We start from the raw sequence: 14,807 nt of genomic DNA, 5'->3' as shown, positions 1-14,807 counted from the left end.
ATTCTACCTATCGAAAACAATGTTTAAGGAAGGCTTATACTATTTCTGGAGCTTCCATTATGGAAATTCATTGTAACTATCGATTTGATAGTAATAACTGATCGACAAGCCGGCGGTAGAATCGGCGGACATCCACAGGAGACCGCCATGAACGATTTCGCCAGCTGGCACGAGCGCGCCCATGCGCTGAACATCGACGGCCGCGCCTTCATCGGCGGCCAGCGCACCTGGTCGTGCACCGGGCAGCAGTTCGACAACCGCTCGCCGATCGACGGCCGCGCGCTTGGCCCGGTGGCCCGCTGCGGCGCCGAGGATGTGGAACTGGCCGTGGCGGCAGCGCGTGCCGCGTTCGAGGACGGCCGCTGGGCCAGCCTGGCGCCGGCGAAGCGCAAGCGCATCCTCGTGGCATTCGCCGACCTGATGCAGCAGCACCGCGACGAACTGGCGCTGCTGGAGACGCTCGACATGGGCAAGCCGGTCAAGTACAGCCTGGCCGTCGACCTGGCCGGCGCGGCGAACTGCATCCGCTGGTATGGCGAAGCAATCGACAAGGTGTATGGCGAGATCGCGCCGACGGCTGGCGACAGCCTGGCGCTGATCACGCGCGAGCCGGTCGGCGTGGTGGGCGCGATCGTGCCGTGGAACTACCCGATGCTGATGGCCTCATGGAAGATCGCTCCGGCACTCGCGGCGGGCAACAGCGTGGTGCTGAAACCGTCGGAAAAGTCGCCATTGACGGCATTGCGGCTGGCCGAGCTGGCGCTGGAAGCGGGCATTCCACCCGGCGTGTTCAATGTGCTGCCCGGCTATGGCAACGAGGCGGGAAGCGCGCTGGCGCTGCACATGGATGTCGACTGCATCGCCTTCACCGGTTCCACGCGCGTGGGCAAGCAGATCGTGCAGATGGCGGGGCAGTCGAACCTGAAGCGGGCGTGGACAGAACTGGGCGGCAAGTCGGCCAACATCGTCTGCGCCGATTGCCCGGACCTCGATGCGGCGGTGGCGGCATCGATCGGATCGATCTTCTTCAACCAGGGAGAAAGCTGCAATGCGCCATCGCGGCTGTTCGTGGAAGAATCGATACGCGGGCGTTTCATCGAGAAGGCGCTGGCCATGGTGCCGGGCTTCGCACCGGGCGATCCGCTCGATGCGAACACGGTGATGGGCGCGATCGTCGACGAAACCCAGCTGGCCACGGTGATGAAATACATCGGCGAAGGCAAGGCCGCGGGCGCGCGGCTGCTGGCCGGCGGCGAGCGCGTACGCCTCGATAGCGGCGGCTACTACGTGGCGCCGACGATCTTCGACAACGTCGATGCCGGCATGAGCATCGCCCGAGAGGAAATCTTCGGACCGGTACTGTCCGTGCTGGGCTTCACGTCGCTCGATGAAGCCGTACGGCAGGCCAATGCCACGCCGTACGGTCTGCACGCTGCCGTGTGGACGGCGGATCTGTCGAAAGCCATCAGGACCTCGCGCGCGCTGCGCGCCGGCACCGTGCACGTGAACCAGTACGATAACGACGACATCACGGTGCCGTTCGGCGGCTACAAGCAATCCGGCAACGGCCGCGACAAATCGCTGCACGCGTTCGACAAGTACACGGAGCTGAAGACGACCTGGATCCAGGTGTAAGCCTGGCCCGCCGCGGCGCAGGCCGGACGGCGCGGCGCCCGGCTGGTGCGACGCCAGCGATCAACCCACGCCGGCGCAGCGCCGGCCTTCAACGCCGCCGGGATGCGAGCATGCGCTCGAGCAGGTCCTGCAGCAGTTTCTGGTCCGTTGCGCCCAGCCCTTCGGTGAGCGGCGCCAGCGCCTGCCGCATCTGCCCGTGCAGCTGGTCGAACAGCCTGACGCCTTCGCCGGTCAGGAAAACGTCGGTCGCCCTGCCATCTTCCACGTTCGGCGCGCGCGCCACCAGGCCGCGCTTTTCGGCCCGCGCGATCAGCCCCGACATCGTCTGCTTTTCCAATCCCAGGTAATCGGCCAGCTCGACCATTCGCGGGCGCCGGTCCCGCAGGATCCCCAGCACGCGCATCAGCGTAAGGGACAGGTCGTTTTCGGCACCGATCTTGTTGAGCACGGCCATGGTGGCGAAGGCGGCGGGCACCAGCGCATCGGCCAGGCCTTCGCCGGCCATTGGGACAGGAGTCGCGGGTTCTTGTTTTTTCATCGTGATCGCATCTTGACATAGTTCGCACTACGTATCAATAATGGATCGTAGTACGAACTTTCTCGTGCCGCATCGTCCATTGAGGAGAACACCATGAAAGCTGCCGTCATCACATCGTTCGAGAAACCGCCGCGCTATACCGACATCGGCGAGCCCGTGCCCGAAATGCACGGGGAAATGCTGGTGGACGTGCTGGCCGCCGGCCTGCACCACATCACCCGCGGGCGTGCCTCGGGGGCCCATTATTCGAGCACGGGCCGGCCCCCGCTCGTCGCCGGCGTCGACGGGGTGGGGCGCGGTGCGGATGGCAAGCTGCGCTACTTCGTCCAGGCCCCGGACCAGCTCGGCACGATGGCCGACAGGACCGTCATCGAACTGCGGCGCAGTATCGAATTGCCGGGAGACAGTGACCCGGTCACGCTTGCCGCGGCGATGAATCCGGCGATGGCGTCCTGGCTGGCGCTGCGTTGCCGCGTACCGTTTCAGACGGTGCAGAACGTGCTCGTGCTCGGGGCCACGGGCAGTTCGGGACGCATGGCGGTGCAGGTCGCGCGGCACCTCGGCGCCGTGCAGGTGATCGCAGCGGGGCGCGACGAGCGCAAGCTCGCCAGGTTGCGCGAACTCGGCGCCACCGAGACGGTGACCCTGGGCGATGCCAGGCTGGGAGCCCTCGCGTGCGAAGTGGATGTCGTGCTTGATTTCCTCTGGGGCGAGGCTGCCGTGCGCATCATGGAGACGGTCATCCGCCAGCGCAGCGACCGCAGCGCGCCCTTCACGTGGATACATGTCGGCTCGATGGCCGGCGATGTGGCGCCGATCCCGGGGGCGCTGCTGCGTGGCGCCAATGTCGAGATCGTGGGGAGCGGGCTGGGCTCGGTATCGGACCGCGCGATCCTCGGCGAACTGCCCGCGCTCGCAAGGGAGATCGCCAGCGGCACGTTCCGCATCGACGCGCACGCCAGGCCGCTCAGCGACGTGGAGCAGGCCTGGTCAGCGCCCGCTCCGGACGGCGCCCGCGTCGTGTTCACCCCATAAGACAAAAACCGGGTTAAAAAAATGGGGACGGACCCTGTTTTTAAAGAAATTTCCTGAAAAACAGGGTCCGTCCCGGATTTTTTAGAAGCAGTGTTCGGCGGCGGGGAAGCTGCCGTCCTTGACGGCGGCGACATAGGCGCCGAAGGCTGCTTCGATGGTCGGCTGGCCATCCATGAAGTTCTTCACGAAGCGCGCCTTGCGGCCGGGGAAGACGCCCAGCAGGTCGTGCATCACCAGTACCTGGCCGGAGCAGTCGGGGCCGGCGCCGATGCCGATGGTGGGGATCGACAGGGCCTCGGTGACCGCCTTGCCGACGGTGGACGGCACGGCTTCCAGCAGCACGATCGAGGCGCCGGCGGCCTGCAGCTTCAGCGCGTCGGCCTTCAGCGCATCGGCGCTTTCCACGGTCTTGCCCTGCACCTTGTAGCCGCCCAGCTGGTGGACGAATTGCGGCGTCAGGCCGATGTGGGCGCAGACGGGCACGCCGCGCTCGACGAGGAAGCGCACCGTGTCGGCCAGCCAGCCGGCGCCTTCGATCTTGACGATGTGGGCGCCGGCCTGCATCAGCTGCACGCAGCTGGCCAGCGCCTGCTCGGGCGTGCCGTAGCTGCCGAAAGGCAGGTCGGCCATGATCATCGCCGATTTCGCGCCGCGCGCGACGGCGGCCGTGTGGTACGCCACTTCCTGTACGGTGACGGGCAGCGTGGACGAGTGGCCGTTGCACACCATGCCCAGCGAATCGCCGATCAGCAGGATTTCAACGCCGCTCTTGTCCATCAGCGCGGCAAAACTGGCGTCATAGCACGTCAGCATGGAGATCTTTTCGCCGGCCGCGCGCAGCGCGGTCAGCGACGGAAGCGTGACGGCCTTGTTCGCCACCGCTTTTGCCGGTGCCGGCGTGCCGCTCGTCGTGGGAGTAGCCGCGGACATCTCTTTACCCTGCAGATAACCAGACATGGAAGTCCTCTAATAAAATCGTTACGGCGCGTATTCTAAACCCCGGCGAACGACCGTGCAGAAGTCAGTCCGGGATCAGGACCGGAAGATGAAGTAGACCGCGCCGATGAGGCACAACCCTGCCCAGATGTAATCGGTCTTGAACGGCTCGTTCATGTAGATCATCGCGAACGGCACGAATACGGAAAGCGTGATCACTTCCTGCATGATCTTCAGTTGCGCCAGGCTGTATTGCGTGTAGCCGATCCGGTTGGCGGGTACCTGCAGCAGGTATTCGAACAGCGCGATGCCCCAGCTGGCGAATGCCGCGACATACCAGGCCTTGGTGGAGAAGTTCTTCAGGTGGCCGTACCAGGCCACCGTCATGAAGACGTTCGACAGGGTCAGCAGGCCAACGGTCTGCACGATGACGGGAATCTGCATGGGTCAGGCGATGGGTTCGATGCGTTGATCGGCCACATCCGGGGCGAACGATGCGGCAGCGCCGAGGCCGGGCACGGCAATGTCCGGCGCGATTTCCAGAAGTGGTACCAGTACGAACGCGCGCTGCGTCAGGCGCGGGTGCGGCACCGCCAGCGTGGCGGTATCGATGACCTCATCGCCGTACAGAAGCAAATCGAGGTCCAGCGTGCGAGGCGCGTTGCGGTAAGGGCGTTCGCGGCCGTGTTCCCGCTCGATCGCGAACAGCGCCTCCAGCAGCGCATGCGGCGCCAGCGTGGTATCGATGCGGGCCACGGCGTTGATGTAATCGTCGCCGGAAGAGTCGATCGGCGCCGTGCGGTACAGGCTGGAAACGGCGGTGACGGCGATGCCGGGCACGCGCCGCAGCCGCGCGACCGCATCGAGCGCGTTGGCGCGCGCGTCGCCGAGATTGGCGCCGATGCCGACGAAGGCTTCCATCAGTCGATGGTCGGTGTCGTCGTCGTTTCCGGCGCGTCGCCCTCGCCGCTGCGCTTGCGGCGCGGTCCGCGGCGGCGGCGTTTCGGTGCCGCCGGGGTGCCGTATTCGCCTTCGCCCTCGGCGTGCAGTTCATCGCCTTCGAAGTCGTCGTCGCCTGCCTGTTCCGCAGCATGTTCGGCGGCTTCGCCGCCTTCCTCAAGGCGCGTGCCGCGGCGCGGCGGACGTTTGCGCTTGCCGGCGGCGGCGCCGCTCGAGATGGCCGACACCATCTCAGCGCGGATCGTTTCGTCGGCTTCGTAGAAGGCGCTCCACCAGTCGCCCAGTTCCTGCTCGATTTCGCCGGAAGAGCAGCGCAGCAGCAGGAAATCGTAGCCGGCGCGGAAGCGCACGTGTTCCAGCAGCTTGTACGGATTCTTGCCGTTGCGGCGCTCGAAGCGCGGTTGCATGGCCCAGATGTCGCGCATGTCGGAGCCGATCTTGCGCTGCAGCGCCAGCTTTTCGGTCTGCGATTCGAGCACTTCGTCCGCCGCCAGGTGCAGCGCCGGGATCGGGAATTCACCGGAGGCCTGGTAGGCGTTCCACTTTTCCAGCACCTGGTGCCACAGCAGCGATGCAAACAGGAAGCCCGGCGACACGGTCTTGCCGGAGGCGATGCGCTTGTCCGTCGATTCGAGCGCCAGCGTCACGAACTTGAAGCCCAGCGGCTGCTCGAGCACCACGTCCAGCAGCGGCAGCAGGCCATGGTGCAGGCCGGCCTTGCGCAGCTGCAGCAGGCAGGCGAGGGCGCTGCCGCTCATCAGCAGCTTGAGCATCTCGTCGAACACGCGGGCGGCCGGCACGTTGTTGATCAGCGGCGCCATCACGGCGATCGGCGCTGCGGTGGTCGGCTCGATGTCGAACCTCAGCTTGGCGGCGAAGCGCACCACGCGCAGCATGCGCACCGGGTCTTCGCGGTAGCGTGTTTCTGGCTGGCCGATGATGCGCAGCAGCTTCGCGCGCATGTCGCGCATGCCGCCGTGGTAATCGAGCACCTGCTGGTTGGCCGGGTTGTAGTACATCGCGTTGATGGTGAAGTCGCGGCGTTCCGCATCCTCGGCCTGGCTGCCGAAGGTGTTATCGCGCAGCACGCGGCCGTGTTCGTCCTTCGGGGCGTTGTCGGTGGTGGTGCCGCGGAAGGTGGTCACTTCCAGCAGGTCCTGGCCGAACATCACGTGCACGATCTGGAAGCGGCGGCCGATGATGAACGCGCGGCGGAACAGCTTCTTGACCTGCTCGGGCGTGGCGTTGGTGGCGATGTCGAAATCCTTCGGCTTCACGCCGAGCAGCAGGTCGCGCACGGCGCCGCCGACGACGAACGCTTCGAAGCCCGCTTCCTGCAGCGTGGAAGTCACGCGGACCGCGTTCGATGACACCATCTTCGGATCGATGCCGTGCTGCTCCGGGCTGAGGATTTCGGGTTCGCTGTTGCTGCGGGCATCCTTGACGCCCAGGATCTTGCGGATGAATTTCTTAATCATTGAATAGTTGGAGTAAAGCCCAGCCGCGCTCGTTGGCGTGGCGGGTCAGGACGGCATTCGGGTTGGTGGCGACCGGATGCGAGACGATCGACAGCAGCGGCAGGTCGTTGTGCGAGTCGCTGTAGAAGTACACGCTGTCGAAGTGCTCGAGCGTTTTCCCCATCTGTTCCAGCCACGCCCTGGTATGCAGGATCTTGCCTTCGCCCTGGGTCGGCTTGCCGGAAAGGCGGCCGGTGATGCGGCCATCGACGATTTCCGGCATGGCCGCGATCAGGTGATCCACGCCGAACGCTTTGGCGATCGGCGCGGTGACGAAATGATTGGTCGCCGTGACGATGGCCACCATGTCGCCGGCATCGAGATGCCGCTGCAGCAGCGCGCGTGCCGCCGGCAGGATGTTCGGTTCGATGACGTCGGCCATGAACTGCTGCTGCAGGGCGGCCAGCCGCTCTGGGTCGAACGTGGCCAGCGTGCCGAGCGCGAACTCCAGGTATTCGACCGGGTCCAGCGTGCCGGCCTGGTACTGGGCAAAGAATTCGTCGTTGCGGCGGGCAAAGGCGGCGGCATCGACGGCGCCCTGGCGGCACAGGAACTGGCCCCATTCGTAATCGGAGTCGATGGGCAGCAGGGTGTGGTCGAGGTCGAACAGGGCCAGGTTCATGGGGCTATCAATCTTTTTCCGCCTGCAGCCACTCGCGCAGCAGCGGCAGGGTGATCGGACGTTGGGTTTCCAGGGAATATTGGTCGAGCGAGTCCAGCATCGAGGACAGCGAGCGCATGTCGCGCCTGAAATGGGACAGCAAATAGGGTAACACGCCCGGCGACAGCGTCAAGCCGCGGCTCGCCGCCGCCTGGGACAGCGCGGCCACCTTCTCGTCGTCGGTCAGGCCGTGCAACTGGTAGATCAGGCCCCAACCCATCCGCGTGCGCAAGTCTTCGCGCACCGGCAGCACGGCCGGCGGCACGGCGCCGCTGCACACCATGTAAGCATCGTTGGCACGGATCTCGTTGAACAGCGCGAACGCATCGATCTGCGCCACCGGCGACAGCTTTTCGCAATCGTCCAGCAGGTACAGGTCGACGTCGGGGGAGTACAGGAATTCGGATTCGATGGAGAACGGCGAAATATAGCGCGCCCGCTCGGTGGCGGCCAGGGCCCTCAGCAGGTGGGTCTTGCCGGCCCCCATTTCGCCCCACAGGTAAGCGAAATGCTCGCGCGAGCTGCGGCCGGCGAACTGGCGCATCAGCGCGGCCACCTCGGCATTGCGGCCCACCTCGAACGATTCGAGCGTGTGGACCGGCTCGGCCCCGAGGTCCAGCACCAGCTGTTTCATGGCTGCCGCCCCGGATTCCTGATCATTTCCATAACGTTTTCGCTTATCACACCCGGCATTATATAAAAGTGCGAAAAGTGCGCGGTAAAGCCGGAGGGGGCAATCGCTTCCTGCCATGCCGCCGCCCGGGATACCGGTTGTTCTCGTTGTGCGGTCGGGGCGAGGGGCATGGAGGCGAAATATGGGATTGGGCGGGAACGTTTTGCTAAAATAGCGGACTTGATGGCAAATTCGCGGACTTGATGGCGAAAATGCCGCATCGTCTTGTACGCAGCTTTCTACGCATCCTATCTATTCTACCGCCTCCGCCGCGAATTACACCATGAGCCAACCTTCCAATGTATCCCTGTCCTACCGTGACGCCGGCGTCGATATCGATGCCGGTGATGCCTTAGTCGAAGCCATCAAGCCGTTCGCCAAGCGTACCCTGCGCGAAGGCGTGATGGGCGGCATCGGCGGTTTCGGCGCGCTGTTCGAGATCAGCAAGAAGTACAAGGAACCGGTGCTGGTGTCCGGCACGGATGGCGTGGGCACCAAGCTGAAGCTGGCTTTCGAGCTGAACCGCCATGACACGGTGGGCATCGACCTGGTCGCCATGAGCGTCAACGACATCCTGGTGCAGGGTGCCGAGCCGCTGTTCTTCCTCGACTACTTCGCCTGCGGCAAGCTGGACGTGCCGATCGCGACCGACGTCATCAAGGGCATCGCGCAAGGCTGCGAGCAGGCCGGCTGCGCGCTGATCGGCGGTGAAACGGCCGAGATGCCGAGCATGTACCCGGCCGGCGAATACGACCTGGCCGGCTTTGCCGTCGGCGCGGTGGAAAAATCGAAGCTGATCGACGGCACCAGGATCGCCGCGGGCGACGTGGTGCTGGGCCTGGCCTCGTCGGGCGCGCACTCGAATGGTTACTCGCTGGTGCGCAAGATCATCGAAGTGGCCAAGCCGGACCTGGAAGCCGACTTCCACGGCCGCAAGCTGGCCGACGTGCTGATGGCGCCGACCCGCATCTACGTCAAGCCGCTGCTGGCGCTGATGGAATCGATGGAAGTGAAGGGCCTGGTGCACATCACCGGCGGCGGCCTGGTGGAAAACATCCCGCGCGTGCTGCAGGATCACCTCACGGCCGAATTGCAGGCTTCCTCGTGGACGATGCCGCCGCTGTTCCAGTGGCTGCAGCAGCACGGCGGCGTGGCCGACGCCGAGATGCACCGCGTGTTCAACTGCGGGATCGGCATGACCGTAATCGTCTCCGCCGAGAATGCCGACGCGGCGATCGCCCAGCTGACTGCCGCCGGCGAAACCGTGTCGCGCATCGGCACGATCCGCGCCCGCAACAAGGGCGAGCACCAGACGATCGTGGTGTAACACGATGAATGCCCGCCTGCAGGAAGAGCGCATCGTCGCCTTGTTGCAGGCGGAACTGCCCGGGCTGCTCGGCGTGTGGCTGTTCGGCAGCCAGGCCAATGGCCATGCAAATGTGCACAGTGATGTCGATCTCGCCGTGCTCGTTGCAGGCCGTGCCGACCCTTTGCAGCTGTGGAATATCGGCCAGAAACTGGCAGCGGTAACGGACAGGGACGTGGATCTGCTGGATCTGCGCGTTGCATCGACGGTCATGCAGTACCAGGTGATCACGGAAGGCCGCTTGCTGTGGCAGAAGGATGCGCAAGGCATCCTGTACGAAAGCGCGATCCTCAGCGACAAGACGGAACTCGATACGGCGCGCGCCGGGCTGCTGGCGGATATCCGTCGCGAAGGAAGGGTTTATGGCAAGTCCAGATGACGTCATCCTGAACAAGGCTGCAACGATCGAGCGCTGCGTGGCACGTGCTCGGGACGAGTATGCAAAGGATCCGACAACGTTCTCCACGGACTTCACTCGCCAGGATGCGGCGATCCTGAACATCCAGCGCGCGTGCGAAGCCGCGCTGGATTGTGGCCAGCATGTGATCAGGCGCGAGCGGCTCGGCATTCCGCAGAGCTCGCGCGATGTGTTTCGTCTGCTCGCGGACGGTGGCTGGATCGATCCAGCCTTGTCCGGCACGATGCAGAAGATGGTCGGCTTTCGCAATATCGTGGTACATGACTACCAGGCTCTGCAATTGCCGATCACGGTAGCTGTCATCCGCGATCATCTCGACGATTTCCTCACCTTTACCAGCCGGATGCTGGGCCATTCATCCGCTGGCTGACCGGTACTTTACTGCGCCCCCGCGCGCTATCCCGGTCCACTATTCCGGTCCGCTATCCCAGTCTTCTGTTACCGGCTTTCTAAGGTTTCAGGATCTTTTCCACCCTTGCGCAGCGCAGCCGGAACGCATCCGGCATCCCCGATCCCAGCAAAGGCCGCAGGTACAGCCGGAACGCATCGGTGACATCGGTGCCGGACGGGGCGATGAATTCGTCTTCCATCGTGCGCGTCTTGCCGGCCACGTCGGAAAGCGGCAGCAGCGCGTAGTCGGCAGAATAGAAGCCGGTGCGGCGGATCGCCACCGAGCCGTCGCGCTCACCCCAGAACGCGTACTGCACCGCCTTTTCGCCCACCTCGCGGGCTTCGCGCTGGTCCACGTCGGACACGCAGCCGATGAACGAGCGTTGCAGGTAGCCGAACGTGTCGCCGCGCACGCGTTTTATCCCCAGCTTCGCGCGGATCTCGTCGCACAGCAGGTCGGCCAGCGCGCCGGTGCCGGACAGCTGGACGTTGCCGTGCGCATCCTTCTCCACTTCCTTGGCCAGCAGCGTGGCGATCGGCTCGCCGCTGGCATCGTGGATGCCTTCGGAGACGGCAATCACGCAGCGGCCATGCCGCTCGTACGTGGCCTTCACGTCCGCCAGGAAGGATTCGATGGAGAAGGTGCGCTCGGGCAGGTAGATCAGGTGCGGCCCGTCGTCGGGGAACTTCTTGCCCAGTGCCGATGCGGCGGTGAGAAAGCCCGCATGGCGGCCCATCACCACGCCCACGTACACGCCGGGCAGCGAGGCGTTGTCCAGGTTCGCACCGGCGAATGCCTGCGCCACGAAGCGTGCGGCGGAAGGGAAGCCGGGCGTGTGATCGCTGCCCACCAGGTCGTTGTCGATGGTCTTCGGGATGTGGATCGCGCGCAGCGGGTAGCCGGCGGCGCGCGCCTGCTCGCTGACGATGCGCACCGTGTCCGACGAATCGTTGCCGCCGATGTAGAAGAAATGTTCGATCTCGTGCGCGCGCAGCACGTTGAAGATTTCGGCGCAGTACTTCGCGTCCGGCTTGTCGCGCGTGGAGCCGAGCGCCGACGATGGCGTGGCCGCCACCAGCTCCAGGTTATGGCTGGTTTCCTGCGTGAGGTCGACGAACTGTTCGTCGACGATGCCGCGCACGCCGTGCAGAGCGCCATACACCCGCGTCACGTCGCGAAAGCGCCGCGCCTCCAGCGCCACGCCCACCAGCGACTGGTTGATGACGGCGGTGGGGCCGCCTCCCTGTGCCACTAGAATCTTGCCGGAACCCATAGCCAACCTCCCTGTCGGATGAGAACTGCCAGCATACGCCATCCGGCAGCCCGTTCGTCGCCTCCGATCCCGCCGCACCCGCCGGTGACGCAAGCCGTGACGGAACGCCGGTAATAGTGTCCCGAATCAGAGATTCGTTGAATAAATCCGACGAGAATCGCCCCGATGCTGCGTTGGAAATGCCCGGAAAGGCCCCGGCCTTACCGGGCATTTCCGCCTTGCCTCGAGACGATTTCGTCAAATTTATAACCAACGAACTTCTGATTCAGGACATTACCGCTTTTCGTTGTAATAGGTGATGCGGTGCCCGAGCCTGCGCGAGAACTCGGCGATGAAGTCGGGCGAAAATTCGGGGCAGCCGAAGAACTCGAATCCCAGCATGACGAAGCCAGATTCCGCGTGTTCCCATTCACGCAACCGGCTGCTTGCGCCGCAGTCGGGGCAAGTCATGCTGTCGGGGCCACCTTCAAGCCACGCGCTGCCTGCGTCGAAGTAGGCTGCCCAGTCGACTTCCTTGCAGCACCTGGGGCAGGCGATCTTGTCGAAACTGCCTGAAAGGGCGAACATGAATTCGCGTCCTGTTACCACGCGCATGGCGGCGTGGTAGGTCTCGGTGTCGCTTGCAGTCGTATCGCCCGAAGCGGATTGACCGACCTGCCTGATATTCGGACCCGCCGCGTAGCACGGTCCATCGCCGACACAGCCCTTGCATTGCCGGTCCTCGACGATACGCCTGTCGACCAGCCAGGCCACGATGCGCGCGGCCGCTTCCTGCGCCTGTTCCAGCGTGTCGACCTCGCGGTCGAGAATGGTATCCACCCACAAGCCCATACAGCCTTCTCCTCGTTGAATGAAACCGCAGCCGAGAGCTTACTCCTGTTGTTGTGTTTTTGTACTTCTTCATCGAATCTTCACCTGCTCATCAGGCGGCGTTCATGTACGCCCGGCACAGTACCCGCACCATCATCGAGCGGAGATATCCATGACTTGCAAACCGAACGTGGCGGCGCTGGCCGCCCTGTCCCTGCTGGCGGCCTGCGGCGGCGGCGGCAACCACCATCCGGCCGCGCAGCCGCGCTACCAGGCCACCATCCAGCGCACGTCTTACGGCATCCCCCATATCGAAGCGAAGGACGAGGCCGGGCTGGGCTTCGGCATCGGCTATGCATACGCCCAGGACAATGTGTGCCTGATGGCAGGTGAAATCGCCACGGTGAGCGGCGAGCGTTCGCGCCACTTCGGGCCGGACCTGGAGTCGTCGGAAAATCCGGAACTCGCCGTCAACAACCTTGATTCGGATTTCTTCTTCCGGCAGTGGAACAACGACGAGATCGTGCAGGAAGCCTGGCAGGCGCAGCCCGCCGAAGTGCAGGCGCTGATGCGCGGCTACGCGGCCGGCTACAACCACTACCTGGCGGAGCGCGGCGCGGCCGGCTTGCCGAAGGAATGCCGCAATGGTAGCTGGGTGCGGCCGATGACGGAGCTGGACATGATCCGGCTGATGCGCCGCATCGGCACGACGGCCATGGCATGGATCGGGCATATCGGCGCCACCCAGCCGCCCGGGCCGGGAACCACTGCCGCGCCGGCAGCGGCGCGAACGCGGCAGGCAGCTCCGTTTCCGCGGCCGCGCCTGACCGCCAGCAATGCCGTTGCCGTCGGCCGCGAAGCCAGCACCGATGGCGGCGGCATGCTGCTGGGCCAGCCACACCTGCCCTGGGGCGAAGCGCAGCGCTTCTACCAGATGCACCTGACGATACCGGGCAGGATGGACGTGATGGGCGCGACACTGCCCGGCGTGCCCGCCGTCGGCATCGGCTTCACGCGCGACTTCGCGTGGACGCACACCACGGACACCTCGGCGCACGCCACCGTCCATGCCTTGCAACTGGACGGGCAGGATCCCACCCGCTACATCGTCGACGGCCAGTCGCGGCCGATGCTGCGGCGCACGATCAGCGTGCCGGTGAAAAATCCCGATGGCAGCGTGGGCATGCGCAGCCGCACGCTGTACAGCACCGGGGACGGGCCAGTGCTCTCGCACCCGGAGGGCATGGCGTGGACCAGCAGCACCGCCTATGCACTGCGCGATGCCAATGCCGCCAACCACCGCGTGGTGGAACAGTGGTACCGGATGAACCTGGCGACATCGCTGGCCGAACTGAAGGAAGCCAACCTGCGGCTGGTAGGCAATCCATGGAATAACACGATCGCCGCCGACCGCTCCGGCAATACGCTGATGATGAACGTGTCGCCGATCGCCAACCTGCCGGACGATGCGCTGGCCGGCTGCATGGTGCCCGAGCTGGCCGAGCTGGCGCAGGGTGGCCTGTACGTGCTCGATGGCAGCCGCTCCGCCTGCGCCTGGCGCAACGAGCCGGGCGCCGCGCAACCCGGCACGGTGCCGGCCAGCCGGCTGCCCGTGCTGGAGCGCCGCGATTATGTGCAGAACGCGAACGACAGCGCATGGCTCAGCAATGCCGCCGCGCCGCTGACGGGCTATCCGGCACTGGTATCGCGCGACAGCGAGGAGCAGGGCGCCCGCACGCGGCTGGCCCTGACCGAACTGGCGGCACGGCTGGCCAAGGGCAAGCTGACGCCCGGCGACCTGCGCGACATGGCGCTCGACGACAAGGTCTACCTGGCGCCGCTGCTGCTTCCCGATTTGCGCGCGTGGTGCGGCACGGCAGGTGCCACGGCGGAACTGGCCAGCGGTTGCGCCGGCCTCGCTGCATGGACGGGGGATGCGAGCCTGGATGCAGGCGTCGGCCTGCCGTATTTCACGGCAATGATGCTCGATACACTCTCGAGCCCCGGTGCGTGGACCGTGCCATTCGATCCGGCCGATCCGCTGCACACGCCGCGCGGCCTGAACTATCGCGATCCGTCCATTGCGCAGCAACTGGCCGACAGCCTGGCCGGCGCGGTCCTGCAATTCGAGAGCGCGGGTATTCCCACCGATGCCAGGCTGCGGGATTTCCAGGTGAGCCGGCGCGGTGGGCCGGCAGTACCGATCCATGGCGGCGAAGGCGCGCTGGGCATCTTCAACACGATCGACGTCATGGCCGAACCGCAGGATGGCCGCTTCGAGGTGAGCGGCGGCACCACCTATGTGCAGGTGGTGGGCTTCGACAGCAACGGTCCGCGCGCCCAGGCGCTGCTGGCCTATTCGCAGTCGGCCGATCCCGCCTCGCCGCACCATGCGGACCAGACGCAACGCTTCTCGCGGCGCGAATGGATCGCCCTGCCGTTCACGGCTGCGGAAATTGCCGCCGATCCGGCGCTGAAGAAGCAGGTGATCACCGGGAAATAAGTGGGGAAGAAGGCTGGCAAATGCGCAGGCAGGCAAGCGTGAAAAATGTTCAGGCCAGCGCCGCCATCGGCGGCGCGATCCCGCCCGGTCC

General features: G+C 65.2%; 15 protein-coding genes. 6 read left to right on the top strand and 9 right to left on the bottom strand.

Annotated features, from left to right (window positions below):
• Positions 1–147: 147 nt before the first annotated feature.
• On the top strand, positions 148–1,635 hold the full coding sequence (locus ACY34H_RS07615; protein WP_464976882.1) for an aldehyde dehydrogenase: 1,488 nt from the start codon (positions 148–150) through the stop codon (positions 1,633–1,635).
• Between the two features lie 88 nt (positions 1,636–1,723).
• Here ACY34H_RS07615 and ACY34H_RS07610 read toward each other — a convergent pair whose 3' ends face one another.
• On the bottom strand, positions 1,724–2,173 hold the full coding sequence (locus tag ACY34H_RS07610) for a MarR family winged helix-turn-helix transcriptional regulator (protein ID WP_464976881.1): 450 nt from the start codon (positions 2,171–2,173) through the stop codon (positions 1,724–1,726).
• A 93-nt stretch (positions 2,174–2,266) separates the two neighbouring features.
• Between ACY34H_RS07610 and ACY34H_RS07605 the strand changes: the two genes are divergently transcribed.
• Positions 2,267–3,208 carry a zinc-binding dehydrogenase gene (locus ACY34H_RS07605; RefSeq protein ID WP_464976880.1) on the top strand — a complete coding sequence of 314 codons (942 nt, stop codon included), beginning with the start codon at positions 2,267–2,269 and terminating at the stop codon, positions 3,206–3,208.
• 81 nt (positions 3,209–3,289) lie between these two features.
• On the opposite strand, the gene panB is transcribed toward ACY34H_RS07605, so the two are convergent.
• The 6 genes from panB to hda form a co-directional block, all read right to left on the bottom strand.
• Complete coding sequence (gene panB / locus ACY34H_RS07600; RefSeq protein ID WP_464976879.1) at positions 3,290–4,138, bottom strand: 3-methyl-2-oxobutanoate hydroxymethyltransferase; 849 nt, start codon at positions 4,136–4,138, stop codon at positions 3,290–3,292.
• A 102-nt stretch (positions 4,139–4,240) separates the two neighbouring features.
• Complete coding sequence (locus ACY34H_RS07595; RefSeq protein WP_464976878.1) at positions 4,241–4,588, bottom strand: DMT family protein; 348 nt, start codon at positions 4,586–4,588, stop codon at positions 4,241–4,243.
• A gap of 3 nt (positions 4,589–4,591) precedes the next feature.
• Positions 4,592–5,065, bottom strand: a complete 474-nt coding sequence (gene folK / locus ACY34H_RS07590; protein ID WP_464976877.1) for a 2-amino-4-hydroxy-6-hydroxymethyldihydropteridine diphosphokinase — start codon at positions 5,063–5,065, stop codon at positions 4,592–4,594.
• Positions 5,065–6,582, bottom strand: a complete 1,518-nt coding sequence (gene pcnB, locus ACY34H_RS07585) for a polynucleotide adenylyltransferase PcnB (RefSeq protein ID WP_464976876.1) — start codon at positions 6,580–6,582, stop codon at positions 5,065–5,067. Before pcnB ends, folK begins: the two co-directional genes overlap by 1 nt.
• A complete protein-coding gene (locus ACY34H_RS07580) occupies positions 6,575–7,243 on the bottom strand; it encodes a histidinol-phosphatase (RefSeq protein WP_464976875.1) in 669 nt (222 codons plus the stop codon). Before ACY34H_RS07580 ends, pcnB begins: the two co-directional genes overlap by 8 nt.
• Positions 7,244–7,250: 7 nt before the next feature.
• Positions 7,251–7,916, bottom strand: a complete 666-nt coding sequence (gene hda, locus ACY34H_RS07575) for a DnaA regulatory inactivator Hda (protein WP_464976874.1) — start codon at positions 7,914–7,916, stop codon at positions 7,251–7,253.
• 322 nt (positions 7,917–8,238) lie between these two features.
• Here hda and purM point away from each other — a divergent pair, with 322 nt between their 5' ends.
• The 3 genes from purM to hepT are packed head-to-tail and all read left to right on the top strand — an operon-like array spanning position 8,239 to position 10,109.
• Complete coding sequence (gene purM, locus ACY34H_RS07570) at positions 8,239–9,282, top strand: phosphoribosylformylglycinamidine cyclo-ligase (RefSeq protein ID WP_464976873.1); 1,044 nt, start codon at positions 8,239–8,241, stop codon at positions 9,280–9,282.
• A gap of 4 nt (positions 9,283–9,286) precedes the next feature.
• The gene (gene mntA / locus ACY34H_RS07565) at positions 9,287–9,700 is read left to right on the top strand and encodes a type VII toxin-antitoxin system MntA family adenylyltransferase antitoxin (protein ID WP_464976872.1); all 414 of its coding nucleotides are present in this window, start codon (positions 9,287–9,289) and stop codon (positions 9,698–9,700) included.
• Positions 9,684–10,109 (top strand): type VII toxin-antitoxin system HepT family RNase toxin, encoded by a 426-nt coding sequence (gene hepT, locus ACY34H_RS07560; RefSeq protein WP_464976871.1) that lies wholly within the window; start codon positions 9,684–9,686, stop codon positions 10,107–10,109. Before mntA ends, hepT begins: the two co-directional genes overlap by 17 nt.
• Positions 10,110–10,188: 79 nt before the next feature.
• On the opposite strand, the gene ACY34H_RS07555 is transcribed toward hepT, so the two are convergent.
• Both ACY34H_RS07555 and ACY34H_RS07550 read right to left on the bottom strand, forming a co-directional pair.
• Positions 10,189–11,403, bottom strand: coding sequence for a 6-phosphofructokinase (locus ACY34H_RS07555; RefSeq protein ID WP_464976870.1), 1,215 nt, complete (start codon positions 11,401–11,403; stop codon positions 10,189–10,191).
• 273 nt (positions 11,404–11,676) lie between these two features.
• A complete protein-coding gene (locus tag ACY34H_RS07550; protein WP_464976869.1) occupies positions 11,677–12,234 on the bottom strand; it encodes a hypothetical protein in 558 nt (185 codons plus the stop codon).
• Positions 12,235–12,385: 151 nt separating this feature from the next.
• Between ACY34H_RS07550 and ACY34H_RS07545 the strand changes: the two genes are divergently transcribed.
• Positions 12,386–14,716, top strand: a complete 2,331-nt coding sequence (locus ACY34H_RS07545; protein WP_464976868.1) for a penicillin acylase family protein — start codon at positions 12,386–12,388, stop codon at positions 14,714–14,716.
• The last annotated feature ends 91 nt before the right edge of the window (positions 14,717–14,807 follow it).

It is taken from the genome of Pseudoduganella sp. jia 9, from assembly GCF_055502615.1.
Note: the sequence above shows the minus strand (reverse complement) of the source record. Positions and strands in the feature narration are given on the sequence as shown.

What these genes read in the sequence shown, in the direction of transcription:
- pcnB (WP_464976876.1), bottom strand. Translation starts at nt 6,582, where the DNA reads ATGATTAAGAAATTCATCCGCAAGATCCTGGGCGTCAAGGATGCCCGC.
- panB (WP_464976879.1), bottom strand. Translation starts at nt 4,138, where the DNA reads ATGTCCGCGGCTACTCCCACGACGAGCGGCACGCCGGCACCGGCAAAA.
- ACY34H_RS07555 (WP_464976870.1), bottom strand. Translation starts at nt 11,403, where the DNA reads ATGGGTTCCGGCAAGATTCTAGTGGCACAGGGAGGCGGCCCCACCGCC.
- hepT (WP_464976871.1), top strand. Translation starts at nt 9,684, where the DNA reads ATGGCAAGTCCAGATGACGTCATCCTGAACAAGGCTGCAACGATCGAG.
- purM (WP_464976873.1), top strand. Translation starts at nt 8,239, where the DNA reads ATGAGCCAACCTTCCAATGTATCCCTGTCCTACCGTGACGCCGGCGTC.
- hda (WP_464976874.1), bottom strand. Translation starts at nt 7,916, where the DNA reads ATGAAACAGCTGGTGCTGGACCTCGGGGCCGAGCCGGTCCACACGCTC.
- ACY34H_RS07615 (WP_464976882.1), top strand. Translation starts at nt 148, where the DNA reads ATGAACGATTTCGCCAGCTGGCACGAGCGCGCCCATGCGCTGAACATC.
- ACY34H_RS07550 (WP_464976869.1), bottom strand. Translation starts at nt 12,234, where the DNA reads ATGGGCTTGTGGGTGGATACCATTCTCGACCGCGAGGTCGACACGCTG.
- folK (WP_464976877.1), bottom strand. Translation starts at nt 5,065, where the DNA reads ATGGAAGCCTTCGTCGGCATCGGCGCCAATCTCGGCGACGCGCGCGCC.
- ACY34H_RS07580 (WP_464976875.1), bottom strand. Translation starts at nt 7,243, where the DNA reads ATGAACCTGGCCCTGTTCGACCTCGACCACACCCTGCTGCCCATCGAC.
- ACY34H_RS07545 (WP_464976868.1), top strand. Translation starts at nt 12,386, where the DNA reads ATGACTTGCAAACCGAACGTGGCGGCGCTGGCCGCCCTGTCCCTGCTG.
- mntA (WP_464976872.1), top strand. Translation starts at nt 9,287, where the DNA reads ATGAATGCCCGCCTGCAGGAAGAGCGCATCGTCGCCTTGTTGCAGGCG.
- ACY34H_RS07605 (WP_464976880.1), top strand. Translation starts at nt 2,267, where the DNA reads ATGAAAGCTGCCGTCATCACATCGTTCGAGAAACCGCCGCGCTATACC.
- ACY34H_RS07610 (WP_464976881.1), bottom strand. Translation starts at nt 2,173, where the DNA reads ATGAAAAAACAAGAACCCGCGACTCCTGTCCCAATGGCCGGCGAAGGC.
- ACY34H_RS07595 (WP_464976878.1), bottom strand. Translation starts at nt 4,588, where the DNA reads ATGCAGATTCCCGTCATCGTGCAGACCGTTGGCCTGCTGACCCTGTCG.